Raw genomic sequence first — 25,850 nt, forward strand, 5'->3', positions numbered from 1 at the left:
TCAGGCGAACAGCGGCACCGTCGTGCCCGGTTCGGCTCCGTAGCGGTCGACGATCTTGTTCAGTTCGCTCTGCATGTAGAAGGTGTGCAGACCGAAGACGAAGCCGAGTACCCAGCACAGCAACGGATTACACGTCTCGGGCAGCCCGGCGCAGCGCTGGGCCTCACGGATGCGCTTGCCGGTGTTGTGGAAGCTGATGATCGGGGCGATGACCGTCCAACTGAGGAAGATGATCACCAACAGTGGCCCGACCGCCGAGATCTCCTTGCGCCGATCGAAGGCGGCCATCTCCTTGTTGATCTTGTAGTACCAGACCAGCGAGTAGATCCCGAGGGTGATCAGCGGCAGGCCGATCCACACCGCAATCGGGTTGCGCTTCTTCATCGCCTCGCCGTCGGCGACGGGGCGTCCGGTCGGAACTTGTCCGCCCGGTGCCGGAGGTTGTGCGTCCGGCCGTGCCGGCGGTCCCGGCCGTCCGGGCGGTACCTGCGACTGCCCCATGCCGGGCTGCCCCGTCGCCGGCTGCTGCCCCATGCCGGGCTGGGCGGTCGGTGGGATATGGCGTGGCTGGCCGGCCGGCGGCGCCACCTGTGGCCGTGCGTGCACCCGCGTCGGCGCCTCGGTCGGCCTCGGCACCGGCGGACGTTGGTACGCAGTGGTCCGCTGCCCGTCCGGACCCAGCGGCGCCCTACCCTGCTTCTGATAGTGGGTCGTCGGCGCGTTCGACGGTCCGGGCCGGTTCTGGTCGTTACCCGGCTGCTGCGGAGTGCTCATGCTGTTGATCATCGTCCCGTCATCCGCCCAGGTCCATGGGATTCACACGAACGATCGACGGCAGATACGGCCGCCATGCGCGGCGTGCCGTACTTTCAGGTCACCTGTGACCCACGAATACGGCACAAGCCTCCCCGGACAGCACAATGGCCCCCTACCTGCGAGGATAGGGGGCCATTGCCGGCGGTGGCGGAGGGATTTGAACCCTCGGTACGGGGTTACCGCACACAGCATTTCGAGTGCTGCACCTTCGGCCGCTCGGACACGCCACCGCCGAAGACTGTACCGCAGGCCCGTGTCCGGCCTTAAATCGGCTGGTCAGACGGGCAAACGGCGGGTATCAGTTACCGCTGAGCTTGTCCTTGATGTCGTCGACCTTGCCCTTGACGGCGTCGGCCGCGTCGGCGATCTTCTGCTTGCCCTGGGCGACGGCCTGGTCGCCCTTGCCCTCGTTCTTGAGGTCCTGGTCGTCGGTCAGGCTGCCTGCGGCTTCCTTCCCGCGTCCCTTGAGCTCTTCGGCCTTGTTCTTGGCGTCATCGGATAGTGCCATGGTGAGCCTCCTCTGCCGGGTGCGCGCGCGGCGCGCACGTCGAGGCGATCGGATGATGCGTCCACGCCTGGTCTCGACGGGCCGCATGGGAGGGGGGTTGCCCCGCCTTCCACCGTACCGACCGGCAACCGGTGGCGTCAGTTACCCAACTTGCCCCTCAGCTCGTCGAATTTCTCCTTGGCGGTGCCCAGCGCGCCCTGCACCTTCTCGTTTCCGGCGAGCTCACCGATCTTTTCCTTCGCGGTGTCGAGGGCTTCGTTGACCTTCGGGTTCTCCGCGAGCTCGCCGATCTTCTCTTTCGCCGTGCCGAGGGCCTCGGCGACCTTGGGGTTGTCGGCGAGTTCACCGAGCTTCTCCTTGGCCGTACCGATGACCTCGTTGACCTTGTCGCTTGCGTCGGCCATGCCGTCCTCCTGCGGTTCGGGGTGGAATACGGTTTTATCCGATGTCGTGCACCGTCAAATCTGCCACAGAGTCACAGGTCGCGGCGGGTGGTGAAGAAGTCGACCATCAGCATTCGGCACCGTTGCTCGAGGATGCCGCCGCGTACCTGTGGTCGATGGGTCAGCCGCGGATCACGAACCACATCCCAGAGTGAGCTCACCGCACCGGTTTTCGGTTCCCACGCACCGAAGATCAGGGTGTCGAGGCGGGCAAGGCCGATGGCTCCGGCGCACATCGTGCAGGGTTCGACGGTGACGGCGATGGTGCATCCGGGTAGTCGCCATCCGTCCCCGAAGGCAGCGGCTGCCGCGCGCAACGCGAGGATCTCGGCGTGCGCGGTCGGGTCCGAGTCGGCCTCTCGACGGTTGGCTGCGCGGGCGAGTTCGACGCCTGCGGGATCGAAGACGACGGCACCGATCGGTACGTCGTCGTCACCGGAGAGGGCCGCCGCGTCGAGGGCGGCATTCATCATCGACTCCCACACCCGCATCTGCGCGGCGCCGGCGGGAGTCGCGGAGCTCAATGCCCGAGTGAGTCGAGCACGCGGGACAGTTCGTCGGCGAATCCGAGCCGCGCGGCGATCATCCCGATCTGCTCGTCGGCATAGAGGTCGGTGTCGCCGACGATGACGCCCATGACGGCGTCGGGCAGGCCGAGGTCGGACAGGATGCCGAGATCGCCCTCTTCCCACGGGTCGACGTCGTCGAGTTCATCGGGGTCGATGTCGGGGACGTCGACGTTCAGTGCGTCGAGCACATCGGCGGCCACGTCGTAGTCGATGCCGGCGGTGGCGTCGGAGAGCAGCATCCGCGCACCTCCGGGTGCCGGGCGGATGACGATGAAGAATTCCTCGTCGACGTCGAGCAATCCGAACACCGCGCCCGCCGACCGCAGGTCACGCAGTTGTCGTTCGGCGGCGTCGAGATCGGTGAGCGCGTCCGGTTTGAGTGCGGTGACCTTCCAGGCGGCATCCTCGCGCACCACCGCGACCGCGAAACCCTCCACGCCGTCGACGACGTCGTTGCTGTTGGAACCCGATATACCCGCGCCGGCACCTGCCATGCAGGTCACGGTAGCCCGTCGGGGGCGTACTCCCCAAGTCCTACCCGCACCACGACGATGTGGAAATCTGGGATGGTGACAGACATCCGCTCCACCCCGGTCTGCATTCTCGGTCTCGGCCTCATCGGCGGGTCGATGATGCGGGCGCTCGACGCGTCGGGCGCCTCCACCTTCGGCTACAACCGCTCGTCGGCGACCGTCGAGCAGGCCCGCGCCGACGGCCACGACGCGTCCACCGATCTCGTGGCGACGTTGGGCCGCGCCGCCGACACCGACGCGGTGATCGTGCTGGCGACCCCGGTCACCACGATCGAACCTATCGTGTCGGCGATCGCCGAGAATGCGGCGGACTGTCTGATCACCGACGTCATCAGCGTGAAAATGCCTGTCGCCGAGATCTTTCGGCGGTTGCTCCCCGACGCCCGGTATGTCGGCGGGCATCCGATGGCCGGCTCGAGTCACTCGGGGTGGGAGGCCACCGATCCCGACCTGTTCACCGACGCGATGTGGATGGTGACCACCGAGGACTCCACCGACGCCGAGGACTGGCGGGTCGTCGCCGGGCTGGCGCGCGCACTGGGTGCCGCGGTGGTGCCCGCCGCAAACGACGCACACGATCGCGCGGTGGCGGCGATCTCGCATGTGCCGCATCTGACGGCCGCGGCGACGGCGGCGGTCGGTGCCGCGGAGAGCGAGTTGGCGATCCGGCTGGCCGCGGGTAGTTTCCGCGACGGCACGCGTGTCGCCGGGACCGCTCCGCAGTTGCAGCGAGCGATGATCGAGGCGAACGGGATCGCGGTGCTCAATGCGCTCAGCGAGGTGATCGACCGGCTGACCGCGGCACGCGACGAACTGCGCGATCACGGCACCACCGAGGTACTGATCGACGCCGGCCACCGCGCCCGGCACGCCTACGAGGCGATGGCGAATGCGCAGCGGGTGGCGATCACCGACGTCGAGCCGGGCGTCGCGGGCTGGCAAGCGGAGATGCGCCGCCAGGCGCACCGCGGGAGTGTATGGCTGGGCTGATCGCCCCGGTCAGACGCGGCTGGCCAGTCCATGGTAGTCGATGACGAAGCCGTTGTCGTCGACGGTCAATGTCGAGGTGGCGACCGGCGAGGACACGCCGATCCCGTCCGGGCCGGGCGTGTAGCGCAGGGTGGCCGGTTCGACGACCGCCGTCGGCAGGTAGACGTAGACGACGGGGACCTCGACGGTGCCGGATGCGTCGGCCGCGGCGAGGTGCAGTCGGCGGATGGGCAGGGCGTTGAACATCGGCGACAGAGCGAGGTCGACGTCCTCCGCGCCACCGAAGTCCTTGCGGACGGTCTCGCCCCCGGTCTGCACGAGCCAGGTGTTCTCCTCGTCGCGAGCCATTCCGAGCTGCGTCTCACCGCCGGCCTGCACGAGGTGGATCGACAGCCGCTTGGTGACGCCGGCATCGTTGGTGACCAGCTCATATGACGCGGAGAACGCGTCGTGGTCGGCGGTCGCCGCGGCGATGATGCGGCCGTACGCCTTGACCCGAGCGCCTTGGACGTTGAGGCGGACCTGTTCGAGGCGGTCGGTGTCGACACCGCGCCAGGTGATCATGGTCTTGAACTCGGTGGCGTCGCTCGCCGACGCCTGCGGGGCTGCTTGCGGGGAACTCACACACATACGGTAGCGACCTCGGGCCGCCGACACACGCCGAGGACCCCGAACTGACCCGTGGGTCAGGCGATGCAGGTGGCCGTTCGCCGTGTCGAGGAGGCCTCGACGCTGTCGTCGGCGACCGGCCGGCCGGCGACGGTGATGGTGCAGTGCGCCGAGGATCCGTCGCCGGCGACGACCAACAGGCGCAGCGGATTGCGGCTTGCGGCGAAGGTGACCGTCCAGTTCGGTGGCGGGGTGAAGTCGGTCCGGACGCCGACGTCGTCGACGTACAGGATGGTCCCGACGCCGTTGATGGTGACGGTGTAGGTGACCTGTGCGCCCGGCGTCGTACCCGAACCACCACCGGGCCCACCGCCGGGCTGGTCCCCACCGGGCTGCGAGGGCGCGCCGGGCCGGGTGGGCAACGCCGGTAGTGAATAGGTGCCGGTGGGGTCGGCGGTCGGCAGGGTGATGGTCGGGTTCTGTTGTTGGTGCAGCGAGCGGACCCCGAAGACGACGAGTCCCACGATCACCAGGCCGACGACGGCGAAGATGACGACGGTGGCGCCGACACCGCGTTCTTCCCCGGAGCGGCGTGGATGGTGCGGCGGCTCGGCATCGGTGCCGGCCGTCCCCATCTCGACCCCGTCCGGGCCGTCCGACAACGGAACCGGCGCGACGTCATGGCGGGGGGCGGACTGCGGTGTCCCGCCTGCGGCGAGGTCGGCCGCGGTGTAGCGCGGGAGTCCACGGTCGGAGTAGCCGAGCGGCGGGTAGTTGCCCGGCAGCAGCGGGGTGCGGTAATCGTCGGCGCCGTCGGGCCGTTGCCCGGTGGGCTGTCCCATGTCGCCACTCCCGATCACTTCCGGGTCGCCGAGCCGGCGCACCCGTATCCAACACGTGCACCTTCGACCTTACTGACGGCGTCTCAGAGGCGGCTTTCCAGTCGGGCCGTGAGTCCGGCTTCCTGCAGGTCCAGGCGTTCGAGCATGGCGCGGACCGCCTCGTCCTCGAGGTGGCCGTTCTCTCGGCCGGCGACGAGAGCGTCACGCTGTGCCGAGAGCACGTTGCGGTACAGCGCGGCGAAGGCATCGGTGCGGGCGGTGTGCGCGTCGGGGTCGGGCATCTCCTCGGCATCCCGGGACTGTCGTGCGACGGTCTCCTTGATGTAGTCGACGGTCACCTCGTCGAGATTGGTGGGTGGGTTGTTGACGAAGCCCGCGATGACCTCATCGGCCGCGCCGTGCACGATGGCCTCGGCGCGTGCGGTCTGCTCGTGGTCGTAGCGTTCCTCGTCCTCGTTGCGCAGCTGCAGCCGGTTGATCAGCCAGGGCAGGGTCGGGCCCTGGATGAGGATCGTCCCGACGGCCACGACGAACGCGATCGCCTGGATGGCCGAACGTTCGGGGAACTCGCTGCCGTCGGCGACGGTCAGCGGGATGCCGGAGGCGGCCGCCAGGGTGACCACGCCACGCATACCGGTCCAGGCGACCACCGTCGACTCCTGCCAGGTCAGTGGCCTGTTGTCGATGCGTTCGCGCAGGCGCCGCCGCCACGCCGGTGACTGGTCGGGGTCGCGGCGTCCGGCGGCACCGCGACGCGGGGTGGGCGGAATCTCCACGGCGACCGTGGCGTCGAGGTGACGGCTGACGACTCCGCGACCGAACATCGCGAACACGCAGACCGGCCGGATCAGGAGCACCACGGCCAACACGAGGAGTGAGGCAATGGTGATCTGCAGCAACGATTCTCGCGCCTCGCGGAGGTCCTCGATGATGAACCTCATCTGTAACCCGATGTAGGCGAACACAAATGCCTCGAGCAGCACGTCGACCGAGTTCCAGACATAGCGTTCCTGCAGCCTCGTCTGGTAGCCGGCGTGCACCGACCCCGACCCGACCACGAAGCCGGCGATCACCACCGCGAGCACCCCGGAGGCGTGGAGGTGTTCGGCGGCGAGGAACGCCGCGAACGGAACCACGAAGCCCTGCACCGTTTCCAGTGCGGGGTTGCGCAGGTGGCGTCGAATCCAGAGGGTGAGGTAGCCGAGGACGGCGCCGACGATGGGACCGAGAATTGCGTTGTAGCCGAACAGCGCCAACGGATTGTCGATGAACGCGTGGGTGGAGGCGATCTGGGAGATCGCGATCGCGAACAGCGACAGCGCCGCGGCGTCGTTGACCAGACTCTCGCCGGTGAGAATGGCCATCAGCCGCTTCGGCAGTCCGAGCTTGCGTCCGATCGCCACGGCGGTGACCGCGTCGGGCGGTGCGACGATCGCGCCGAGCAGCAACGCCAACGCGAAGGTGAACTCGGGGATCAGCAACGACGCGATCCACCCGACGGCGAAAGCGGTGATGACCACCATCGCCACCCCGAGCCCCAGGATCGGCTTGATGTTGCGCACGAAGCTCGGTACCGAGAAGCCCAGCGCTGCGGAGTACAGCAGCGGTGGCAGCACGACGGTCAGCAGGATCTCGGATTCGAGTTCCACGTGCGGCATGCCCGGGACGAACGAGACCGCCAGCGCCACCACCACGATGATCAACGCGGGTTGCATACCACGCCGGTCGGCGATCGCGGTGATGATGACGGCACCCACGAGCACCAGGATCAACAGTTCCATGGGCAGTGATTCTCGCAGCGGCTGTCCGATTTCGCCGGTTGCGCAGTTCCGTCAAATGCCTGCGTTCGCCGCCGCCGACGCGGTCAGGCGACCGGTGTCTCCTCGCGCGCCGACGAACCGTACTTGAACTTGCCGTCCTCGAACAGCAGTGGATAGATCAGGCCGCCGACGATACCGCCGATGAGTGGGGCGACCCAGAACGCCCACAGCTGGCCGGGCGCGCCGTCGCCGTTGAAGAACGCCACCGCCGTCGAGCGTGCCGGGTTCACCGAGGTGTTGGAGATCGGGATGGATACCAGGTGGATGAGTGTGAGGGTGAAGCCGATTGCCAACGGCCCGAATCCCTTCGGGGCCCGGCCGTCGGTCGCGCCGAGGACGACGATGAGGAAGAAAGCGGTCAGTAGGATCTCGGCGATCAGGACCGCGGCGAGGGTGTAGTGGCCCGGACTGTGGTCGCCGTATCCGTTGGCGGCCATGTTGCCGGTGGCCGTCCAGCCGGGTTTGCCCTGCGCTATCCCATAGATCGCGAGACCGGCGAGCAGACCACCGGCGACCTGGGCGATCCAGTAGCCCGGAAGATCCTTCCATTCGAGTCGCCCGCTCACCGCAGCGCCGAGCGAGATCGCCGGATTGAAGTGCGCCCCGGAGATGTGGGCGAGCGCGTAGGCCATGGTGACCACGGTCAGTCCGAACGCCAGCGCGACGCCCAGATAGCCGACGCCCACCTGGATGAGCGTCCCCTTGTCGTCTCCCTCGGCGACTTGCTTGGCAGCGAAGACCGCGGTTCCGCAACCTCCGAGGACAAGCCAGAATGTGCCGAACAATTCGGCCGCGTATTTGGTGAACGGAGCAGGAATCATGACAGCCTCTCGAGGTCGTTGGGTGAGCACACACGTCACTGGCAGAACTTGAGCAACTTCAGTGCACACCATTCACGACCGTTTCCACCCAAAGGCGGCCAAAGGCGGCGAAACGGTGACCAGGCCGACATCCGACGGTGATGCCGAAAACAAATACCCCGCCACCGTTGTCGCTGGTGGCGGGGTATTGAGAGTGCGCCCGTAGGGATTCGAACCCCAAACCTTCTGATCCGTAGTCAGATGCTCTATCCGTTGAGCTACGGGCGCGTGGTTATTCAGTTGTCGTGCTGTTCAGTTGTCACCGCGGTCGGCGCGACTGCGGTCGGCGGAGGCGAGAGGATTTGAACCTCCGGTCCCGTTTTAGCGAGACAACTCATTAGCAGTGAGTCCCATTCGGCCGCTCTGGCACGCCTCCTAGCGGAGTCCTTTCGAACTGCCGAAGCGAAAGATTACACACCGCCCGGCGGCAGAAGCAAACCGCGCGGTCAGAGCCGGATCGCCGGGTCCGGGCATCGTCCGCCACGACCGTGGACCTACAGTTGGAAGGTGACCTTTCGCATCCGTCCCGACCTCGCCGACCTGCCCGTCTACGTTCCCGGCAAGACGTTCCCGGACGCGGTGAAACTTGCCAGCAACGAGGTCACCTTCGGTCCGCTCCCCTCGGTTCTGCAAGCGATTTCACATGCCGCGGCCGGTGTGAACCGATACCCCGACAACGGGATGGTCGAGTTGACCGACGCGTTGGCGAAGAACCTCGGCGTCAGTCCTGAGGAGATCCAGGTCGGTTGCGGATCGGTGATCCTCTGCCAGAACCTGATCCTGATCACCTGCCGCCCCGGCGACGAGGTCGTCTTCGGCTGGCGCTCCTTCGAGACCTATCCCCTCGCGACGCGGCTCGTCGGGGCGACGCCCGTTCAGGTGCCTCTCACCGGCGACGACGTGCACGATCTTGCGGCGATGGCCGACGCGATCACCGACCGCACCCGCCTGATCTTCGTCTGCAACCCCAACAACCCGACCGGGACCGTCGTCACCGCCGACGATCTGCGCGCCTTCCTGCAGTCGGTGCCGTCGGACATCGTCGTCGCCCTCGACGAGGCGTACCTCGAGTACACCCGCCTCGACGACGACCACGCCTACGACGCTCTCGAGTTGCGCCGCGAGTTCCCGAACCTGGTCGCGTTGCGCACGTTCTCCAAGGCGTACGGGCTCGCCGGCCTGCGCGTCGGGTACGCGATCGGCGATCCGGAGATCATCACCGCCCTGGGGAAGGCGCATGTGCCGTTCTCGGTCAACAGCGTCGCGCAGGCCGCAGCTCTGGCCTGCCTGGAGGCCGGCGACGAGCTACTCGAGCGCACCGACGCGGTGGTCGCCGAGCGTCGGCGGGTCACCGAGCGGCTCCGCGCCGCCGGTTACCGGGTACCCGACTCGCAGGCGAATTTCGTGTGGCTCGACCTCGCCGAGAGGTCGTCGGAGTTCGCGCGCGCGGCAATCGATGCCGGGGTCGTGGTGCGGCCCTTCGCCGACGACGGCGTGCGGGTCACCGTCACCCATCTCGACGAGAACGACAGCTTCCTGTCCTTCGCCGAGCGGTGGATCCGCGCCGACTGAGGTCTGCGGCGGCACCGCTACGGCAGGCGGCTCAGTACAGGTGCCGCGAGACCGTTCCCCAGGCGGCGGGCAGGTCCTGCTCCCAGTAGGCCCAGGTGTGCGTGCCGATCAGGCGGAAGCCGTCGGTGTAGGGCACGTTGTGGGTGCGCAGGTCCCACGCGAACTCCAGTGAGCATCGGTAGGCACCGGCCTCCAACGCCGAGGACGACGCGGTGACCGCTGCGGGTGGACCCTCGTCGGGCTCGATGCGACGCGTGATGTCCAGTGGGCCGATGGCGCCGGAGCCGGCGGAGATGAAGATGTCCTTGCCGCGCAACGCGTTCAGATGCAGGCTCGGGTCGTGCGCCTGCCAGCCGACGGACCCGAACGGGCCCCACATGTTGGTGGCGTCGCCGCCGTCGCGACCGACGGTGGTGCGCACGTAGGCCTCGTTGGCCGCCCCGGACACCGGCGGGCACCCACTGAGCGACGCGAGACCCGAATACAGCTCGGGATGGCGGATGGCCAGCGCGAACGACGCCTGTCCGCCCATCGACAACCCGATCACCGCGTTGCGGCCGTTGCCGTTGAACCGCGAATTGATCAGCGGGGGAAGTTCTTTGGTGAGGAAGGTCTCCCACATCGGCTTACCCAGCTTGGGGTCGGCGTGCTGCCAGTCGGTGTAGAACGTGCCCGCTCCGCCGACCGGGAGGACGACGTTGACGTTCTTGTTCGCGAAGAACGCGCCGGCGTGGCCCTTGGTGATCCAGTCGCTGACGTCGCCGTCGGCACCGGCGCCGTCGAGCATGTAGACGGTCGGGCGCGGACCACTGGAGTACGCCGGGGTCAGCACGCTGACCTTGATGCGCTGTTTCATCGACGGGGAATCCACCCAGACGTCGGTGCGCAATTCGCTCATCGGCTTGGTGGTGACGATGCGCGCCTCGACGCGCGGCGCCGCGTCCGCCACTGCTGGACCGAGCAAACCCGCACCCAGGACGCCGACGCCGAGTATGGTCGCCACCATTGCGGCCACTCGCCTTGTGCCCATCATCAATAACCTCATCCCACCCGCCGACGGCGGTAGCCCACGAACGCATTGCGGTACCGCACTTCGCAGGTACACCGCCCCCCATTATCGGGGACGCCGCGCGGATGGAAGACTACTAGCGGGTAACAAAAGCGTGAAGACCCGAACGTGTTTTCACAGCCGGCATTCAGGAGCGTGGGTCAGTGAGTACCGCAAACACCGGCCGCAACTCAGTAAACACCGCAGGTGAGAGCGGTTTGGGCGCACACGAATTCGCGTTCACCGCCGAGGTCGGCGTGCGCTGGTCGGACATGGATGCTTTTGGTCACATCAACCACGCCCGGATGGTCACGCTCATGGAGGAAGCCCGGATCGCGTGGCTGCTCTCCGCGGGCGAGGAGTACACCCCGCTGATCAAGAGCGCGATGATCGTGCACGTCGAGATCCGATATCAGAGCCAGCTCCGCCACGACGACTCGCCGTTGCGCATCGGCATGTGGATCAAGGGTTTTCGTTCCGTCGACTTCACCATCGGCTACGAGATCCGGGGGGCGCACGCCGATCCGATGAGCAAACCGGCGTGTGTTGCGAGCACTCAGATGGCCGTCGTCAACATCGAGGCGCACAGTTTGCGTCGCCTCACCGATACCGAGAAGGGTTACTTACGCGCCTGGTCACGGTGACCGCGGTCGAGCGACCGCGGGGGTCAGGACGGCTCGTACCGTGCGGGGAGTTCCCGCGGAACCGCCGGTGAGAGACGAGAGATGTTTCCCTGCAACACATCCCGATAAATTCGTAGCTGTTCCTCACCACTGCGAACCTGCTCGGACAGCCGTTTGGCATTGTCCATCGAGATCTCGCGATCACCGGACCGGGCGACCAGGGCGTCGATCCGATCGTCGATCGTCGCGGCCTTGTTGTATTCGGCCAGAATCCGCAATTCCGTTGCCGCGGACTCGACGACGTGAGCCACGTCGGACAACGCCTGCACCCGATCGATCAGCTCGGACCACACCGGCCGCAACGTGGTTTCGCGGCGGTCGATCTGTTCGGCGAAGGCCCGGTCAAAGCCACCATTGCGTTTGGCCCGGTCCAGGTCGACGCGCACCGCACGCAAGGCGATGACGTCAGCGGCGATCTCGGCGAGTTCGGAGTGCAGGTTCACCTGCGTCCGCTGCACCGCGAAATGGTCTGAGCGCCAAGCGGGATTGGTCATGATCCGGTCGTAATAGTGGCCGGCGATGAACAGCAACGCCTCATATCCGTCGACGAAGTTCGCCGACCCGGGCACCGCGGGCGCCTGGGCGTCACGATCGGTCGCCGCGGTGACCTGCTCGGCCCACTGCTCGACCTGACGATTCCCGGACCGCGCCGCAACCTGCCCGACGACGCCGGCGATGCGCTCGACCGCGACGGTGCCTGCTCGGCGCACCGCGCGCATCGTGCCCACGTTGGGGGTCGGCGTACACAGCAGCCCGGCGAAGAGCCGTTCGCGCTCGTCGAGTTCGAGATACACGTTCTCGCGACGTTCGCGGCGGATGGCACGGGTACTGCCGGCGAAGACGCCCTTGCCGGTGACGAACGCCTTGTGCGCGTCCTCGCGGCGCCGGACCAGCCCGTTGAGACGGTTACGCATCACCGCGGCGATCACACCGGGCACCATCGGACCCGACTGCTGCGCCTCGAGTTGGACGATGGCCCGCTGCAGACGCCGCATCTCGCCGAAGCCACCCGGCACGATCGGCAACGGCAGACCTGTGGACACGCGGCGAATGACGATCGCCCGGCCCGTCGGAGTCAGATAGCCGGACGCGACCAGGATCGCGGCCACATCGGACAGTTCCGGCCGTTCACCGGGCATCGCCGACCGGTCGCACCACTGCCGGATCTCCCCGCTGCTCGGGCCACTGATCCGTGCCGCCCCCCGCATTCCGCCGTCGTCGATCATGTTCCCGCCTCGTCACCCTGCTTGTCGGCCATGTTGCCTCTGCGCCGTCTTGCTCACCCATGCTACCTGCGGGAACCGACGGTCCCGGGTGTCCGAGCACGCCACAGCGGGGACGTCACTCGGTGCAGCGCCCACGCCAGCACGACGCTGATGGCCGCGGTGAGACCGAACGCGATCAGCACGTTTCCGCTGAACACGTGGTAGCCGAGCGCGGCCATGACCACCTCGAGAACGATGACGTGCACACAGAACAGCTCGTAGGAGATCTCACCGAGGAACACCATCGGTCGGCTGGCACACACCCGCGCCCACCAGGACCGCTGATCGGCGACGGTGAGCGGGCCGACGAGACCGACGGCGATCACCAGATACAACACGTGCTTGACGATCGTCGCCGACGCAGTGGTCGGGGTGATCGTCGGTTCGCCCGCGATCGAGCCCCCGGACACCAGGAACGCGGCGATCGCGATGCCCACCCACGCGGTGGTGTTCCACCGGCGGATCAGCGGTGCGCAGGCCGCGAGCAACATCCCGCCGACGAACCAGCCGAAGAATGCCGGCGCCCACAAACGTGCTGTCGGATTCACCCCCGCACTGCCCGCGACGATCACCGACCACACCGGGCTGACCAGCAACAACGGCACCAGCGCTGCGATGAGAAGATCCGGTCGCCACCCGCCGCGCCGACCCGACGCACGCATTACACCGACCACGACGACCCAGCCGATCAGCGGCAGGACGAGGTAGAACACGACTTCGGCGGCCAGGCTCCACATCTGCGTCAGCCCGGAGTGCAGGTGTCCGAACCCGTACACCTGCGTCAGCGTCATGTTGCGCAGGAAGCCCGACCAGCCGGTGCCGGTCGGTGACGCCTCGCCGCCGGGTGGGGCGATCGCGTACAGCAGATAGACGCCGATCACGGTGATCCAGTACGCGGGCAGGATGCGTCGTGCCCGGTGCCAGAAGTAGCGTCCGACGCCTGGCAGTTGCGTGTCGCGGGTGTTCTCGCGCGCCGCCCGCACCCATGGCGTGAACAACAGGTACCCCGAGAGCACGAAGAAGATCGCGACACCGATCTCGAAACGCGCGAACAGTCGGCCGACGTAGTCGTCGGTGTAGTGCCCGGTCCAGAACGCGGCGTGGGTCAGACACACCGACAGTGCGGCGATCGAGCGCACACCGGTGAGTGAGGGGACGCGCGAGGCCATGCGCCGATCCTGCCAGCCGCTAACCCGCCCACCGCGCAGGTGGTGGCACGATGATGCCATGGCGGGCACACCGGATCCGGATCGCGGAACGCGCATTCGCGGCCAGATCTGGAAGAAGGGCCAGAAGGTCGACGGCTTCGCGATCGACGGCATCTCCGATCATCTCGACTGCGCCGACACGCTCATCTGGGCCGATCTCGACTGCCCGTCTCACGACGAGCTGACGGCACTGGCACAGGAACTGGACCTCAACAGCTTTGCGATCGAGGACACGATCGCCGCTGCCGAACGCGTCAAGACCGTGAATTACCGCGACTACACATTCATGACCGTCTATGCGATCACCGCCGCCCCGACCGGTGACGACGCGAACCCGTCGGCGGGCGACGAGAACCCGACGGCCGGCGACGCAGCGCGTCCGGATCAGCACTCCCCGTATGCGCAACGCGCCAAGTCGTTTGTTCTGCATCGTGTTTCGATCTTCGTCAAGCAGAACGCATTGATCACGGTACGAATGACACCGGGATTCGACATCTCCGTGGTGACCCAGCGATGGGAGGAGATCGGCGGCGAACAGTACGGCATCGGCGCGTTGTTGCACGGTCTGCTCGACGTGGTCGTCGACGGCCACTTCGACGCGGTCCAACGCCTCGACAACGACATCGAGGATCTCGAGGCCCTGCTCTTCGACGAGTCCGTCGCTGCCCGAACATTGCAGCGCCGAACCTACGATCTCCGCAAGGATCTCGTGCTTCTGCGTCGAGTCGTGGTGCCCATGCGCGAGGTCATCGCGGCGATCCAGCGCCACCGCTACGAGAACGAGGCGCCACCGGAACTCGACCCCCACTTCTCCGACCTCTACGACCACGCGCTGCGAGCGGCAGAATGGACAGAATCGTTGCGCGACATGGTCACCACGGTGTTCGAGACCAACCTGTCATTGGCCGACGCGCGCCTGAACACCGTCATGAAGAAGCTGACGGGGTGGGCCGCGATCATCGCCGTGCCCACCGCCATCACCGGCTTCTACGGGCAGAACGTCTCGTTCCCGTTCTTCCAGACCACCACCGGTTTCGTGGTCAGCTCGGTGTTGATCGTGGTCACCGTGATCGCCCTGTACACCACGTTCAAGCGGCGAGACTGGTTGTAGTTCAGCGCGATTGTTTGCATCTTCCCCCGATGCACGAACGCCTCTCAACCGCTGGTCGAGAACCCTTCCTCCGATGGTCGGGCGGTTCCAGCACCCGGCGCTCGCCCTCCCCCGATGGTCCAGCCGCCCCCCGATGGTCGAGGTGCGAGCCGCGTGCGGCGAGCCTCGAGACCGCCGGCGCCGGTACTGGTTCGGGATCACCGGGTGATGCGGATACTGTCGGCGAGAGGGGTATCGAGGCCTCGTCGCTGGCGCTCCTCGGCACCTCGACCATCGGAACGAGCGACCACCGCTTCCTGACCGATGTTCGACCCGTCCCCCCGATGGTCGAGGTGCGAGCCGCGTGCGGCGAGCCTCGAGACCCTGGTGAGATGACAAGCATCGCAACCACATCCATGACCCACTCGACGCAATGGAGCGCCCGGTCGATGAAATTGAGCGCCCGGTCGATGAGTAGAAAATAGTTGTCCACAGATTTCTGGAGCCGAGCGATCGCCACGCAGGTTTTGTCGGTACCTCTTCGTACACTTGTTCTCATCAAGTCCGATCGCGGGAGGGGAGGTTGTTCGGATGTCGACCACATTGACGTTCACCGATCCGGATGCCGACGCCACCACCATAGGGTCGATGTCCCGCGACGAGCTCACCGAGACCGGCCCGGACCTGCTCCGCGAGTCCCGCAAACACGAAGCCCGGACGGTGCTTGCTGCCGCCGCGCTGGCCGATCGGGTGTATCGCGAGCGTTTGGCGGGCCAGTCCGAGGTCGAGGTGTGGGGCTCGGTGATCGAGCACGCCGACAAACTCGCACGCGCCGAAGTGTCCCTACAATTCACGATCTCCCGCAGCAAAGCCGGCAGCTGGATAGCGCTGGCGGACCTCCTCAAAGAACTCCCACTGATCCGCGCCACCTATCTGAACGGGGAACTCTCCACGAATCGGGTCTCGATCATGGCGCGCGCCGCCCACCGTGGCGCGGACATCGACGCGGACACCGACACCGACACCGTCGATACCGGTGACGAGTCCGGGATGTCGTTCGAGGAGATCGTCCTGGACTACGGATCCCGCGCCACCACCGATCCGGTTCTGTCGCAACAGCTCAACGCTGCGTTGATTTCAATGAACCCCGACAGTGTCACCGAGGAACGCGAAGACATCGCCGACCTGGTGGGACACGTGACCATCACCCCCGATGTTGCCGGGCACTCCTCTCTGGATGCGGTCGTCCCGGCCCATTACGGGGTGTTTCTCACCACCCAGATCAACGCCCTCGTTGACGAACGCACTTGCCTTAAGGACCCCCGCCGCGTGGGATCGCTGCGCGTGATCGCCCTCGGGGAGATCACCGGCGTGCCCGGAGCCCGGCTCGACTGCGAATGCGGCCAAGATGATTGCCCGAAACGAGGTAGCGGCACCGACAGCAACGGGTCGGCCGAAACACCCTCTGACGCCGAGGATGCGGCAGCGTGGGACGACCTGCTACCCGAACCTGCCGACGCCGACGCTCCCGACGTTGAGTTGGTGGAGCCGGTTGTCGAACCCGAGGTCCCCGATCCGATGGATGAGCCGACGCCGGAAGAGGTGCCGGTGGCGTTCGGGCGGGCCCTGGTCGTGCCCGGTGCACCCGTACTGACGGTGTTGAAGGATCCGGACGGGATTCTCGTCCCCCGGTTGCAGGGATACGGGCCGATCGACCCCGACTACGCGGCCACCCTGTCCGAGGTCGCGAAGACCATCCATTATCCCGAATCCGTGCGCACGGCTGGACCGTTGATCCCACAGATCTCCGACCGCGCACAGGCACCGCCGGCCGACCCCACCGGACACGGCGGCCACACCGCGCCACCCCCTGGGGCATTGACCTATGCACCCAGCGCTGCGTTGCGCGCTGAGGTGCTCGCCAACGACGCCTGGTGCCGATACCCCTACTGCGGGATGCCGTCACACCTGTGCGACCTCGACCACTGGCGACCCTTCAACCACACCGACCCCGAAGCCGGAGGCTGGACAGTACTCGGTGACCTGATCCCGCTATGCCGGGCCGATCACCAACGCAAACATCTCGCGGAGTGGGTGCCGACGCTCTACACCGATCGGCGGGTGGAATGGCGGAGTCGGTGGAGTGGGCAGGTGATCGTCACTTATCCGCGGTGACGACTTCTTTGTCTGTGGGGTGGAACCAGCTGTGGCTCAATGGGTCTCGAGGCTCATCGCTGGCGCTCGTCGCACCTCGACCACCAGAAAATGGGTACCTCGACCAACAGAAGAAGGACGCCTCGACCACCGGGGGAAGGGTTTTCGACTATCGGGATCTCTCAGATCCCCATCACTTCGCGATAGTGGGCGTACGCACCGGCCACCTCGTCCTCGGTGAGACCGAACTCTTCGAGGGAATAGCGGTGCACGCCATGGGCATTCTGTTGATGGGATTGTCGGTGCCGATGCATGGCGGCACGGGTCGGGCCGTCGAGTTCCAGGCCGGCGGCAGCGTAGATCCGGTCGATCTGCGCCATCGGGTCGGCAATGAGGTCGTCGTACCGCACGTCGACGAATCGGTCCGGATGGTGTTGGCGTTCAACGAGCGCCCGTTCGATCATGTCGACGTTGCGGCGCAACCAATGTCGCGCGACGCCAGCGGCATCGACGGAGTCGGAGAACATCGAATGGCCGTGAGCGAGCATGCTCGAGAACGAGGCTGTGGTGCGCACCGGGTCGCGGTGGGTGTTGACGATGACCGCGTCGGGAAACACGTCGAGCAGCGTGTCGAGATGCTCCAGATGCGCGGGCGTCTTGAGCACCCAGTGCGGTCGTCGGTCCTGCTGCGCGAGTACCTGCAACAGCACCTTCAGATACTCGTACGACGGTCGGGCGTCCTGGCGCGCCAACCACTCGGCATACGCAGGTACGTTCAGCATCGCCTCCGGCACCTGGGATAACAGTGAATACTCCTGCAGCAGAACATCTTCCTCCGGACCGTCGGCCTCGACGGCGTGGATGGCGAAGAACTGCGGGTTCAGGTATCGCAGGGCGAGTTCGGCGAGCTTGGTTTGTGCGATCCGCACCCGTGGCCGTGCACCTGCCCGCTCCCATCGGCTTGGCAGCAGGTGTACCACCTCCCACGATTGCACCGCCCGCATCCGCGGATCGGCGCCGATCAGCCGGTGCAGCATGGTGGTTCCGCTGCGCTGCAGTCCGGCGATCACAATCGGTGGGGTGATCGGCTCGTCGAGTATCTCGGGCTCGGCCTCCAGTAGTGCGGCCACCCGCAGACGCGTCGTGAGCAGACCGTGCAGGCGTGCGCGAATCACCAGCGCCCCGAAATAGTTGAGGTTCGCCTCGTCGACAATCGAACGCGTCAACACATCGAGAGCTTCGTCGGTCAGCGCGTCGGCTTCCCATACCCGCCTCGCCGACTTCTCAGCACGCCGCCGCAACGCGTCGGCGGACAGATCCGGCCCGAGACCACGTCGAACCAGCTCGGCACCAACATGATTGAGCGCTCGGATACCGTGACGCCGAAACGGCTCGAATCCGTCAGACATCGAGAGACCCGGGCGTCAGAGTTCGCGGACCTGCGCGACCGGTACCACCCGGGTCCGGGGTTGCGGATGGTCTTGTGCCCGAATCCAACGGAAAGTCATTCCGCCACAGTCATGTCCGGTGGTGTGTAGCCAGTTCGGCACGCCGGGATCGGTGTGCGCGACGACGATTCGCACGCTCCCGTCGGGCCGATACTTGGCGGTGTGCTTGTTGACGTGGATCGTCGAGTACCGGTAATCCAGCGACTCCAGCCAGTGGTTGTCGAGTTGGAAGTTCCATGCCTCACACTCGGGGATCTCCGCGTCGATCACCAGCGCCTCGTCGGCTCGCAGGCGCCAATAGCTGTGGTAGTAGATGATATTCGGGTCTCCACCGGCCTTCGTCGACTTCTCCGGATCGAACATGGGGAGTTCGTTGGTGTGCTCGGCGAAGTCGTGCGCCCACTTGGCGAACAGCATCGACGCGCCGGCCACAAGCAGACTCGCCTTTCCGAGCCCGGCGTCGAGTTGTGCGGCGGTGAGCGGCTCGGGTGGCGGTGGCGCCTGATCGTTGCCGGCTCCGACAGCCGGATCGTAGAGCGCGATGTGCAGATCGGCGGGCACCTCGGTGGTGCGGTCGGCGAAGGTCTGGCGCACGATCAGCAGCCCGGTATCAGCGGTCATCGGCAACCAGTTGCCGCCCTGCCCCTCAGGCCACGGGCGGGTCGCACTGACGATCAGCTCGAAGGTGCCGTCGTCGGCGATCTGCAGGTCGGAGGCCTCGACGTATCCGGTCGTCGGCATCTGACCGCCCTGACCGTAATTGCCCTCCTGCGTCCCGAAACCGAGATAGTCGACGGTGCCGCGCGTTCCGCTGATGCGATAGGTGAGCGTCCCGTCGATCGTCGCGTTTTGGTAGTAGTTGTCGGGATTGTCCGAACCCATCTTGGCGGTCTCATGAATCATCCTGCGCAACACGGGCGCTCGCGGGTCAGCGTATTCGACGAACGCTTCGAGTCCGGCGCGGGTGAGCCGCGACAGATAGCGATAGCCCTCAGCCTGGGTCAGCGGATCGCTCGGCGTCCCCGGGTACATGACCGATGCGCCCGCCGATTTCAACGTGTCGCAGAACTCTTCCCACGCCTTGCCGGTGGCCACCCGGGCCTCGGCGACGTCATCGGGAGTCTTGCCGCGTACCTTCAGCCAGGCCACGCGGGCCCGCCGGAATCCGTCGAGTGCCGAGGTCGCCAGTGTCCGGCCGTTCATGCACGACCTCCGTTCATGCCCGCCTGAACCGTCCGGTACTCACCTTACGACTCGACGGGCTCGCTCAGAACGACTTGCGCGCAGTCTTCGGATCGCCGTAGGTGATGGCACGTTCGCGCCGGGTGTCGGTGAGCAGCGTCGCCGCCCAAGTCACCAGGGTTCCGGTGCGATTGCGGACGCCGGCGAGGAAGGCGATGTGGATCGCACCCCAGGCCAGCCAGCCCACCCGACCCGACAGGCGCAGCGGACCGGTCTCCAGGATCGCGTTCTTCCGGGAGATATAGGCGGCGCTACCGAAGTCCCGGTAACGAAAAGCGGGTCGCTCGGAGCCTCCGGCGAGGAGCCCGGCGATCACCTCTCCGGCGTGCCTGCCACCCTGCATCGCCACCTCCGCGACGCCGGGCAACTCCTTGTAGGAGCTGATGTCACCGACGACGAAGATGTCCGGATGGCCCGGAACCGACAGGTCGTCGCCGACCGGGATGGTGCCGCCGTGGTCCTGTTTCACCCCGATCGCGTCGGCGAGCGCCTTTACGAACGGCACCGCCTCAACGCCGGTCGTCCACAGCGTGGTGCGGGCACCGAAGGTGCGCACCTCCCCGGACTTCTTCTCGGTGATCTCGACGGTGTCGGCACCGACGTCGGTGACGTGCACCCCGAAATGTGTTTCCACGCCCAGGCGTTCAAGGGTGCGCAATGCACTCGTCGACAGCGACGGACTGAACGACGGCAACAGTCGGTCGGCCCCCTGGAACAGCATCACCCGCGCCTCGTCCGGATCGATGCTGCGGAACTCCCGCTCCAACGCGTTGTGCGCCAATTCCCGGATCTGGCCTGCCAATTCGACACCCGTGGGCCCGCCGCCGGCGATGGCGAAGGTCAGCCACGGCTTGCGCTGTTCGGGATCGGGCAGGGTCTCGGCGACCTCGAATGCGCCCATCACCTTGCGGCGGATGGCAAGTGCGTCGTCGAGGGTCTTCATCCCGATGGTGTGCTCCATCAGGTGTTCGTTGCCGTGGTAGGCGGTGCGCATGCCGACCGCGACGACGAGGTAGTCGTATCCGACCTGCTCGACCGACGAGTCGAGCCGGGTGACGGTGACCGTGCGCGCCGCGGGATCGATGTCGGTCGCCTCGGCGCAGTAGACGTCGGCGTTGCGTTGCCTGCGCAGCAGGTGCCGGATCGGGCTGCTGATCGAGCCCTCCGACAGCAGTCCCGTCGCGCACTGATAGAGCAACGGCTGGAACAGGTGACTCGTACCGCGATCGATGACCGTCACCTTCGCGTTCGCGCGCCGGAGGCTGCGCGCCGCGTGCATACCGGCAAAACCGGCACCGATGATGACCACGTGCGGCCGGGTGTCCCGGCGGGGTTGGGACGCATTCACCTCGCCGATTGTGGCAGAAAGTTCGGCGCCGCGAGCGCCCCTCAGCTCTTCGCCGGTACCGCCGAGGTCGCCGCGACGGTCACCGCCGCCGCTGCAGCGGTCGCCGCGAAGACCGACGGCCAGGCACCGATCTTCTTCGCCAGGGGATGCGAGATGGCGAAGGCGGCAACGTAGCTGCCGAGCAGCCCGCCCGCGACGGCGGGTCCGCGCCGCAGCCATTCGCGGGTGCAGTAGGCGCCGGCCGAGGTAACGACGACGCCGCCGAGTTCGCGACGGCCCGTCGCACGAAAAGCGCCGAAGCCGCCGACCAGGCCGACGGCGACACCAGCAACAGTGGGATCGAATGCCATGCTCGTCAGCCTACGCAGGTCACTCACCCAGCAGGTACTTGCGCTGCATCCGCTTCCACAGTTCGAGGTGCGGATCGGTTCGCGGGTCACGACGGTCGATCAGATAGGTCGTGGCCACCCCACGCATGCTCGACAGCAGCACCGGATACAGCGCCGCATATCCCGGCGCCGAGGTCAGTTCCGGGCCCAGGAATCCATCGACCGCCGACCTCACCGTCGCGCCGATCTCCCGTTCGGTGGGTAGCAGCGCGGTCCGCAACGCCTCGTTGGTGCGCGCGGCGATCCACAGTTCCATCGACGCGACGAAGTAAGGCTGGTGAAACGTCGACCACCCGACCTCGGTCGCCTGCGAGATCCGCTCCACCGGATCGTCGGGCCAGTCGATCCCGAAGGGCAACTCGGCCAGCCGCGTTCGGGCGAGATGCCCGACCGCGGCCATCAGCAACGCATCCTTGGACGGATAGTGGTGCAGCATCCGCCCACGGCTCACGCCCGCCTCGGCCTGGATCGCGACGGTACTGGTGTGCGCATAGCCCCGCTCGACCAGAACCCGAAGTGCCGCATCGAGAATCGTGGCGCGGGTCAGGTCACTTCGTCGCTGTCGCGGGGCAGGTCGGCCTCGGTCCGCGTCGTCGGGAAGCGAGGTCACACGTCCAGCCTAGGGCAGTTACACGTCGAGAATGTGCGGCAGCCCGGCACGATAGCGGTCCCGATCCTGCGCCTTGAGCGGATCGAGCATCGGCAGTTCCCACAGCGGGTACACCGCGGCATGGCCCGCCGGACTGTCCGCGGCGTCGAGGATCGCGTTGGTCACCCGACGCCCGGACTCGTTGGCACCCTCCATGGTTGCCAGATCGATGTTGGTGCGGACGTGGTCGCCGCCGATGAACAGATTCGCGATCGAGGTGGCGACGCCGGGACGATGCGGCAACGAGCCTGCGGTGTTGACCATCAGCGGGGTCGCGTTGGCGATGGTGGGGGACCACGTGATCCCGGGATCGAGCGACCACGTCACGATGTCCTCGCTTCGCAGGATCTCTCGCCCACCGGAATTCATCGCCTTCGACATCTGCGCCCACGCCTCCTTGGCGATCTCGTCTCGGGTGCACTGCTTGGCGGTCCTGCCGTAGAGGATTCCCGGTGTGTCCCAATCGGAGATGTCGATCGACAGGCAATCCTTGCTGCGTCCGTCACCGTAGGTCCGGGCGAAGTCGATGCCCCACGGCGCCGCCTGGAACAGACCGGTCAACGCCCAGGGGGTTCCCAACGCCGCGATGTGGCCAGGCGGCAGATTCGAGCGGCGGGACAGGAAGTACTGGATGCCCACCATCCAATCATCCTGCAGGCGGAAGATTCCGGAGAGCTCCGGTGCTGCCCCGAGGACGGCCGACCCCAACAAGGGGCGGATCCGATCCAGCGGCATCGCGGCGACGTACCAGTCGGCGTCCACCCGCCGTCCGGAGCTGGTGCGAACCCCGGTGATCTGCTTGTCACCGACCTCGAATGCCGCTGCCCCCTCCCCCATCTCGAACCGCACACCCGCCCGGCGCAGATAGGCGACCCACGGGTCGATCCACGCATGATTGGTGGGGGCGTTGAGGATTCGGTCGACACCACCCTGGACCAGTCCCGCCTCGTAGTTGCCGATCAGGCCGGTCGCCGAGGTCGCCAACGCCAGGCCGATCTGCCCGATGGTCCGCGCCGAGGCGGTCTGCGATTTCGCCGCGACCAGCGCCCGGGTCAGCGCCCCGGCCAGATACCGCCGATAGGCCGGCGACTTGGTGTCGGCCTTGACGAACTGCATCCAGGATTGGTTCTCCCACTGGCCGACTCGGCGTTCGGTGCAACTCGTGGCGATGATGAGTTCACGGGTGACGAAGTAGGCGAGTTCGGCCGGCGGTATGTCGACGACGAATTTCAGCCCGGTCGTCAGCGCATTACGCACATTGTCCAGCGCCGCGAGCGCACCGGCGTGGTCGATCATGCCCACGATGGAGGCGGGCGCGATCGTCGGGGCATACCCGGCGTCGGCGAATGCGACGGCGGCGGTGTCGACGTCGACGAGGTGCCGGCTCTTCACGGTGCCGCCGCCGGGCACCGGAATCCGCGACATGGTGTCGGGGACATGCTGATAGCAACCGGGGAAGAAGCGGAAGCCGTGTTCACCCGGCAGCGCCATCCGACCTCCGGCAGCAGTACCGGGCACGTCGTGGCTGCGCGCCTTACCACCGAGGTAGGCCGGCTCGTAGACGGTCACCGCGAATCCGCGTTCGACGAGTTCGTGTGCCGCCGACAGACCGGCCATCCCGCCGCCGAAGATCGCCACCCGCCGACGCCGTGAGGGTGGTGGCGGTACCGCCCGCGCCGCCGGAACCGCGACCCCCGGCATCGCGACCGCGGTTCCGGCGAGCACGGCGGCCGCGGCCGCACCGGTCAGGAATCGACGGCGTGACACACCCGAGTCCTGTGCCGACGTCGCGTCGCCACGTGGATTCAGATCACTTCCGGACATTCGACTCCCCCGTACAAGTCGTCGACGGCAGCCGGCTGACCATAACAGTCAGCCTTGACTCTTTCGGTAAGTGATTTCTACCACTATCGCGACCCCCGGTGGGACGTTTCGGCGAAAACGTATCGACGGCCCTCGACGAGACCTGCTGTCACACTGGACTGCATGGCCCGTCTGTCTGCAAACCCCACCTCGTGACCGAACCGATGCCCGGCACGGCCGCCGGACCCGAAACACCCACGCCGACCATCCTTCTCGTGACCGGCAACCACGCCGACGCCCTGTCCGACGAGTTCGGCCGCTACCGACGCGACTACCACGTACGCTGCGTGTCCTCGGCGATCGAGGCCATCACCACCCTCGGACAACTGTCCTCGCAGGGTGAGCCGATCGCGCTCATCGTCGCCGAATCCGAACTACCGGACATACCGATCCTCGAGGCACTCGGCACCTTCCGCAGCATCGTCCCCACCGCCCGACGCGTCGTCGTCATCCACTGGGACCGCTTCGCCACGACGTCGGAAGCACTTCGGATTCCGTTGCGCAAGGGCAAGTTCGACACATTCCTACTCATGCCGCGCGGAGCCCGGGACGAGGAGTTCCACTACGCGATCACCGAGATGCTCTCGGATTGGGGTGCCACGATCGCCGCGCCCGTCGTCGAATCGATTCGCATCATCGCCGACACGGAAAGCCCACTGACACTGGAGATCCGCGACCTCCTCGACCGCATGGGCATGCCGCACCGCACCCACACCCCCGACAGCCCCGCCGGACGCGAGGCGCAGGCGGCCTTCGACCACAGCGCAATCGACGGCACCGACACCACCGACGGCGCGAGGTTCCCCCTGGTCCAGTCGATGGTCAGCAAGTCCCACCGCACGGTCATCGCCCCACGCTCGGCGCGCGACGTGTCGGTGATGATGTACGGGCGCCCGTCGGATGTGGCCGAGGACTCCGTGGTGGATCTCGCGATCGCCGGGGCCGGCCCGGCCGGCCTGGCCGCCGCGGTCTACGCCGCCAGCGAGGGGTTGTCGACGGTGGTCATCGAGTCCTCGGCGATCGGCGGCCAGGCCGGCACGAGTTCGATGATCCGCAACTACCTCGGCTTCCCGCGCGGCATCTCCGGCATGCGGCTGGCCCAGCGCGCCCGCACCCAGGCGGTGCGCTTCGGCGCGCGGTTCTATTCGGGTTGGGCCGTCGAACGACTCGAAGTCGGCGTCGAGAACCGGCCGCATTGCCTGATCACCGACGGTGGCGACGTGCGCGCACACGCGGTACTCATCGCCAGCGGGGTCGCCTACCGCCGGCTCGGCGTCGACTCCCTCGAGGCACTCGTCGGGCTCGGGGTGTTCTACGGGGCGGCGATGTCGGCGGCACGCGAGATGGAGGGCCGCGACGTCATCGTCGTCGGCGGCGGCAACTCCGCCGGGCAGGCCGCGATCCACCTCGCCCGATTTGCGCGATCGGTGACGATTGTCGTCCGGCGCGCCGACCTCACCTCGACGATGTCGCAGTACCTGATCGGCGAGATCGCCTATCACCCGCGGATCAGCGTCTGCGGCGGGTGCGAGGTCGTCGACGGCGGTGGATCGCCGACGTTGGATCGGATCACGCTGCGCCACCGCAGCACCGGCACGCTCGAGGAGCGGGCCGTCGGCGGTCTGTTCCTGCTCATCGGCGCGGAGCCGCACTGCGAATGGATCCCCGACGACATCGCCCGTGACGCACGCGGTTTCGTTCTCACCGGGCGTGATGTTCCCAAGGAACGCTGGGGCGACGGGCTACCGCCGGCGAACCTGGCGACCAGCGCACCGGGCGTGTTCGCGGCCGGCGACATCCGTTCGGGGTCGATGAAGCGGGTCGCATCGGCGTCCGGGGAGGGTGCCGGTGTGGTCCCGCTGGTGCACCAGTGGGTGGAGGCCAGAGCGCTCGGCTGACCG

24 protein-coding genes and 3 tRNA genes are annotated in these 25,850 nt (G+C 66.9%); 6 read left to right on the plus strand and 21 right to left on the minus strand.

All coding sequences use genetic code 11. The annotated features are described in order from the left end of the window. The 6 genes from P3L18_RS05865 to P3L18_RS05890 all read right to left on the minus strand — a co-directional run bounded on the left by P3L18_RS05865 (nucleotide 1) and on the right by P3L18_RS05890 (nucleotide 2,830). Nucleotides 1-774: a DUF4234 domain-containing protein gene (locus tag P3L18_RS05865; RefSeq protein WP_276113561.1), complete on the minus strand. Its 774-nt coding sequence runs from the start codon at nucleotides 772-774 to the stop codon at nucleotides 1-3. A 184-nt stretch (nucleotides 775-958) separates the two neighbouring features. Continuing rightward, nucleotides 959-1,046 (minus strand) — tRNA-Ser (locus tag P3L18_RS05870). Between the two features lie 68 nt (nucleotides 1,047-1,114). Next, on the minus strand, nucleotides 1,115-1,324 hold the full coding sequence (locus P3L18_RS05875; protein ID WP_006371700.1) for a CsbD family protein: 210 nt from the start codon (nucleotides 1,322-1,324) through the stop codon (nucleotides 1,115-1,117). Between the two features lie 137 nt (nucleotides 1,325-1,461). Further along, a complete protein-coding gene (locus tag P3L18_RS05880; RefSeq protein ID WP_079928558.1) occupies nucleotides 1,462-1,728 on the minus strand; it encodes a hypothetical protein in 267 nt (88 codons plus the stop codon). A 71-nt stretch (nucleotides 1,729-1,799) separates the two neighbouring features. Then, nucleotides 1,800-2,258, minus strand: a complete 459-nt coding sequence (locus P3L18_RS05885; RefSeq protein ID WP_035728543.1) for a nucleoside deaminase — start codon at nucleotides 2,256-2,258, stop codon at nucleotides 1,800-1,802. Between the two features lie 29 nt (nucleotides 2,259-2,287). Then, nucleotides 2,288-2,830, minus strand: a complete 543-nt coding sequence (locus tag P3L18_RS05890) for a tRNA adenosine deaminase-associated protein (RefSeq protein WP_276113562.1) — start codon at nucleotides 2,828-2,830, stop codon at nucleotides 2,288-2,290. A 72-nt stretch (nucleotides 2,831-2,902) separates the two neighbouring features. Between P3L18_RS05890 and P3L18_RS05895 the strand changes: the two genes are divergently transcribed. Further along, complete coding sequence (locus tag P3L18_RS05895) at nucleotides 2,903-3,859, plus strand: prephenate dehydrogenase (RefSeq protein ID WP_276113563.1); 957 nt, start codon at nucleotides 2,903-2,905, stop codon at nucleotides 3,857-3,859. Between the two features lie 9 nt (nucleotides 3,860-3,868). Here the strand turns inward: P3L18_RS05895 and P3L18_RS05900 are convergent, their stop codons facing one another. From P3L18_RS05900 to P3L18_RS05925, 6 genes are all read right to left on the minus strand, one after another. After that, the gene (locus P3L18_RS05900; protein ID WP_276113564.1) at nucleotides 3,869-4,489 is read right to left on the minus strand and encodes a putative glycolipid-binding domain-containing protein; all 621 of its coding nucleotides are present in this window, start codon (nucleotides 4,487-4,489) and stop codon (nucleotides 3,869-3,871) included. A gap of 56 nt (nucleotides 4,490-4,545) precedes the next feature. Then, on the minus strand, nucleotides 4,546-5,310 hold the full coding sequence (locus tag P3L18_RS05905; RefSeq protein WP_253193843.1) for a hypothetical protein: 765 nt from the start codon (nucleotides 5,308-5,310) through the stop codon (nucleotides 4,546-4,548). An 83-nt stretch (nucleotides 5,311-5,393) separates the two neighbouring features. Further along, entirely contained in the window at nucleotides 5,394-7,091 is a 1,698-nt protein-coding gene (locus P3L18_RS05910; protein ID WP_079928510.1) for a sodium:proton antiporter, read from the minus strand. A gap of 83 nt (nucleotides 7,092-7,174) precedes the next feature. Next, nucleotides 7,175-7,951 (minus strand): aquaporin Z, encoded by a 777-nt coding sequence (gene aqpZ, locus P3L18_RS05915; RefSeq protein WP_006371708.1) that lies wholly within the window; start codon nucleotides 7,949-7,951, stop codon nucleotides 7,175-7,177. Nucleotides 7,952-8,145: 194 nt separating this feature from the next. Next, nucleotides 8,146-8,218 (minus strand) — tRNA-Arg (locus tag P3L18_RS05920). Nucleotides 8,219-8,277: 59 nt separating this feature from the next. Then, nucleotides 8,278-8,366 (minus strand) — tRNA-Ser (locus P3L18_RS05925). 131 nt (nucleotides 8,367-8,497) lie between these two features. On the opposite strand from P3L18_RS05925, the gene hisC reads away from it, so the two are divergent. Next, nucleotides 8,498-9,562: a histidinol-phosphate transaminase gene (hisC, locus tag P3L18_RS05930; protein ID WP_020173154.1), complete on the plus strand. Its 1,065-nt coding sequence runs from the start codon at nucleotides 8,498-8,500 to the stop codon at nucleotides 9,560-9,562. A gap of 31 nt (nucleotides 9,563-9,593) precedes the next feature. On the opposite strand, the gene P3L18_RS05935 is transcribed toward hisC, so the two are convergent. Then, complete coding sequence (locus P3L18_RS05935) at nucleotides 9,594-10,592, minus strand: alpha/beta hydrolase family protein (protein ID WP_026920477.1); 999 nt, start codon at nucleotides 10,590-10,592, stop codon at nucleotides 9,594-9,596. Nucleotides 10,593-10,774: 182 nt separating this feature from the next. Here P3L18_RS05935 and P3L18_RS05940 point away from each other — a divergent pair, with 182 nt between their 5' ends. After that, nucleotides 10,775-11,254, plus strand: coding sequence for a thioesterase family protein (locus P3L18_RS05940; RefSeq protein WP_079928509.1), 480 nt, complete (start codon nucleotides 10,775-10,777; stop codon nucleotides 11,252-11,254). Between the two features lie 23 nt (nucleotides 11,255-11,277). Here the strand turns inward: P3L18_RS05940 and P3L18_RS05945 are convergent, their stop codons facing one another. Both P3L18_RS05945 and P3L18_RS05950 read right to left on the minus strand, forming a co-directional pair. Then, on the minus strand, nucleotides 11,278-12,519 hold the full coding sequence (locus P3L18_RS05945; protein ID WP_276113565.1) for a hypothetical protein: 1,242 nt from the start codon (nucleotides 12,517-12,519) through the stop codon (nucleotides 11,278-11,280). A 62-nt stretch (nucleotides 12,520-12,581) separates the two neighbouring features. Then, on the minus strand, nucleotides 12,582-13,727 hold the full coding sequence (locus tag P3L18_RS05950) for an acyltransferase (RefSeq protein ID WP_276113566.1): 1,146 nt from the start codon (nucleotides 13,725-13,727) through the stop codon (nucleotides 12,582-12,584). A gap of 58 nt (nucleotides 13,728-13,785) precedes the next feature. Between P3L18_RS05950 and P3L18_RS05955 the strand changes: the two genes are divergently transcribed. Then, a complete protein-coding gene (locus P3L18_RS05955) occupies nucleotides 13,786-14,877 on the plus strand; it encodes a magnesium transporter CorA family protein (RefSeq protein WP_276113567.1) in 1,092 nt (363 codons plus the stop codon). A 570-nt stretch (nucleotides 14,878-15,447) separates the two neighbouring features. Beyond that, nucleotides 15,448-17,031: an HNH endonuclease signature motif containing protein gene (locus P3L18_RS05960; protein ID WP_276113568.1), complete on the plus strand. Its 1,584-nt coding sequence runs from the start codon at nucleotides 15,448-15,450 to the stop codon at nucleotides 17,029-17,031. A 161-nt stretch (nucleotides 17,032-17,192) separates the two neighbouring features. On the opposite strand, the gene P3L18_RS05965 is transcribed toward P3L18_RS05960, so the two are convergent. The 6 genes from P3L18_RS05965 to P3L18_RS05990 form a co-directional block, all read right to left on the minus strand. After that, complete coding sequence (locus P3L18_RS05965) at nucleotides 17,193-18,419, minus strand: sulfotransferase (protein ID WP_276113569.1); 1,227 nt, start codon at nucleotides 18,417-18,419, stop codon at nucleotides 17,193-17,195. Nucleotides 18,420-18,434: 15 nt separating this feature from the next. Then, complete coding sequence (locus P3L18_RS05970; RefSeq protein WP_276113570.1) at nucleotides 18,435-19,661, minus strand: DUF1214 domain-containing protein; 1,227 nt, start codon at nucleotides 19,659-19,661, stop codon at nucleotides 18,435-18,437. A 64-nt stretch (nucleotides 19,662-19,725) separates the two neighbouring features. Next, on the minus strand, nucleotides 19,726-21,048 hold the full coding sequence (locus P3L18_RS05975) for an NAD(P)/FAD-dependent oxidoreductase (protein WP_006371719.1): 1,323 nt from the start codon (nucleotides 21,046-21,048) through the stop codon (nucleotides 19,726-19,728). Between the two features lie 41 nt (nucleotides 21,049-21,089). Then, a complete protein-coding gene (locus P3L18_RS05980; protein WP_276113571.1) occupies nucleotides 21,090-21,398 on the minus strand; it encodes a hypothetical protein in 309 nt (102 codons plus the stop codon). A gap of 19 nt (nucleotides 21,399-21,417) precedes the next feature. Then, a complete protein-coding gene (locus P3L18_RS05985; protein WP_276113572.1) occupies nucleotides 21,418-22,047 on the minus strand; it encodes a TetR/AcrR family transcriptional regulator in 630 nt (209 codons plus the stop codon). Between the two features lie 18 nt (nucleotides 22,048-22,065). Further along, nucleotides 22,066-23,910 (minus strand): FAD-dependent oxidoreductase, encoded by a 1,845-nt coding sequence (locus tag P3L18_RS05990; protein WP_276113573.1) that lies wholly within the window; start codon nucleotides 23,908-23,910, stop codon nucleotides 22,066-22,068. Nucleotides 23,911-24,113: 203 nt separating this feature from the next. Between P3L18_RS05990 and P3L18_RS05995 the strand changes: the two genes are divergently transcribed. Continuing rightward, nucleotides 24,114-25,847: an FAD-dependent oxidoreductase gene (locus tag P3L18_RS05995; RefSeq protein ID WP_276113670.1), complete on the plus strand. Its 1,734-nt coding sequence runs from the start codon at nucleotides 24,114-24,116 to the stop codon at nucleotides 25,845-25,847. Nucleotides 25,848-25,850: the final 3 nt, after the last annotated feature.

Origin of the sequence: Gordonia sp. N1V (assembly GCF_029269935.1) — a bacterium.
Taxonomy (GTDB): Bacteria; Actinomycetota; Actinomycetes; order Mycobacteriales; family Mycobacteriaceae; genus Gordonia; species Gordonia polyisoprenivorans.

Coding starts and splice junctions, on each gene's coding strand:
- P3L18_RS05880 (WP_079928558.1), bottom strand. CDS start 1,728: ATGGCCGACGCAAGCGACAAGGTCAACGAGGTCATCGGTACGGCCAAG.
- aqpZ (WP_006371708.1), bottom strand. CDS start 7,951: ATGATTCCTGCTCCGTTCACCAAATACGCGGCCGAATTGTTCGGCACA.
- P3L18_RS05995 (WP_276113670.1), top strand. CDS start 24,114: ATGCCCGGCACGGCCGCCGGACCCGAAACACCCACGCCGACCATCCTT.
- P3L18_RS05885 (WP_035728543.1), bottom strand. CDS start 2,258: ATGCGGGTGTGGGAGTCGATGATGAATGCCGCCCTCGACGCGGCGGCC.
- P3L18_RS05905 (WP_253193843.1), bottom strand. CDS start 5,310: ATGGGACAGCCCACCGGGCAACGGCCCGACGGCGCCGACGATTACCGC.
- P3L18_RS05875 (WP_006371700.1), bottom strand. CDS start 1,324: ATGGCACTATCCGATGACGCCAAGAACAAGGCCGAAGAGCTCAAGGGA.
- P3L18_RS05895 (WP_276113563.1), top strand. CDS start 2,903: ATGGTGACAGACATCCGCTCCACCCCGGTCTGCATTCTCGGTCTCGGC.
- P3L18_RS05935 (WP_026920477.1), bottom strand. CDS start 10,592: ATGGGCACAAGGCGAGTGGCCGCAATGGTGGCGACCATACTCGGCGTC.
- P3L18_RS05955 (WP_276113567.1), top strand. CDS start 13,786: ATGGCGGGCACACCGGATCCGGATCGCGGAACGCGCATTCGCGGCCAG.
- P3L18_RS05980 (WP_276113571.1), bottom strand. CDS start 21,398: ATGGCATTCGATCCCACTGTTGCTGGTGTCGCCGTCGGCCTGGTCGGC.
- P3L18_RS05990 (WP_276113573.1), bottom strand. CDS start 23,910: ATGTCCGGAAGTGATCTGAATCCACGTGGCGACGCGACGTCGGCACAG.
- P3L18_RS05900 (WP_276113564.1), bottom strand. CDS start 4,489: ATGTGTGTGAGTTCCCCGCAAGCAGCCCCGCAGGCGTCGGCGAGCGAC.
- P3L18_RS05960 (WP_276113568.1), top strand. CDS start 15,448: ATGTCGACCACATTGACGTTCACCGATCCGGATGCCGACGCCACCACC.
- P3L18_RS05865 (WP_276113561.1), bottom strand. CDS start 774: ATGAGCACTCCGCAGCAGCCGGGTAACGACCAGAACCGGCCCGGACCG.
- P3L18_RS05890 (WP_276113562.1), bottom strand. CDS start 2,830: ATGGCAGGTGCCGGCGCGGGTATATCGGGTTCCAACAGCAACGACGTC.
- P3L18_RS05965 (WP_276113569.1), bottom strand. CDS start 18,419: ATGTCTGACGGATTCGAGCCGTTTCGGCGTCACGGTATCCGAGCGCTC.
- P3L18_RS05970 (WP_276113570.1), bottom strand. CDS start 19,661: ATGAACGGCCGGACACTGGCGACCTCGGCACTCGACGGATTCCGGCGG.
- P3L18_RS05950 (WP_276113566.1), bottom strand. CDS start 13,727: ATGGCCTCGCGCGTCCCCTCACTCACCGGTGTGCGCTCGATCGCCGCA.
- P3L18_RS05910 (WP_079928510.1), bottom strand. CDS start 7,091: ATGGAACTGTTGATCCTGGTGCTCGTGGGTGCCGTCATCATCACCGCG.
- P3L18_RS05945 (WP_276113565.1), bottom strand. CDS start 12,519: ATGATCGACGACGGCGGAATGCGGGGGGCGGCACGGATCAGTGGCCCG.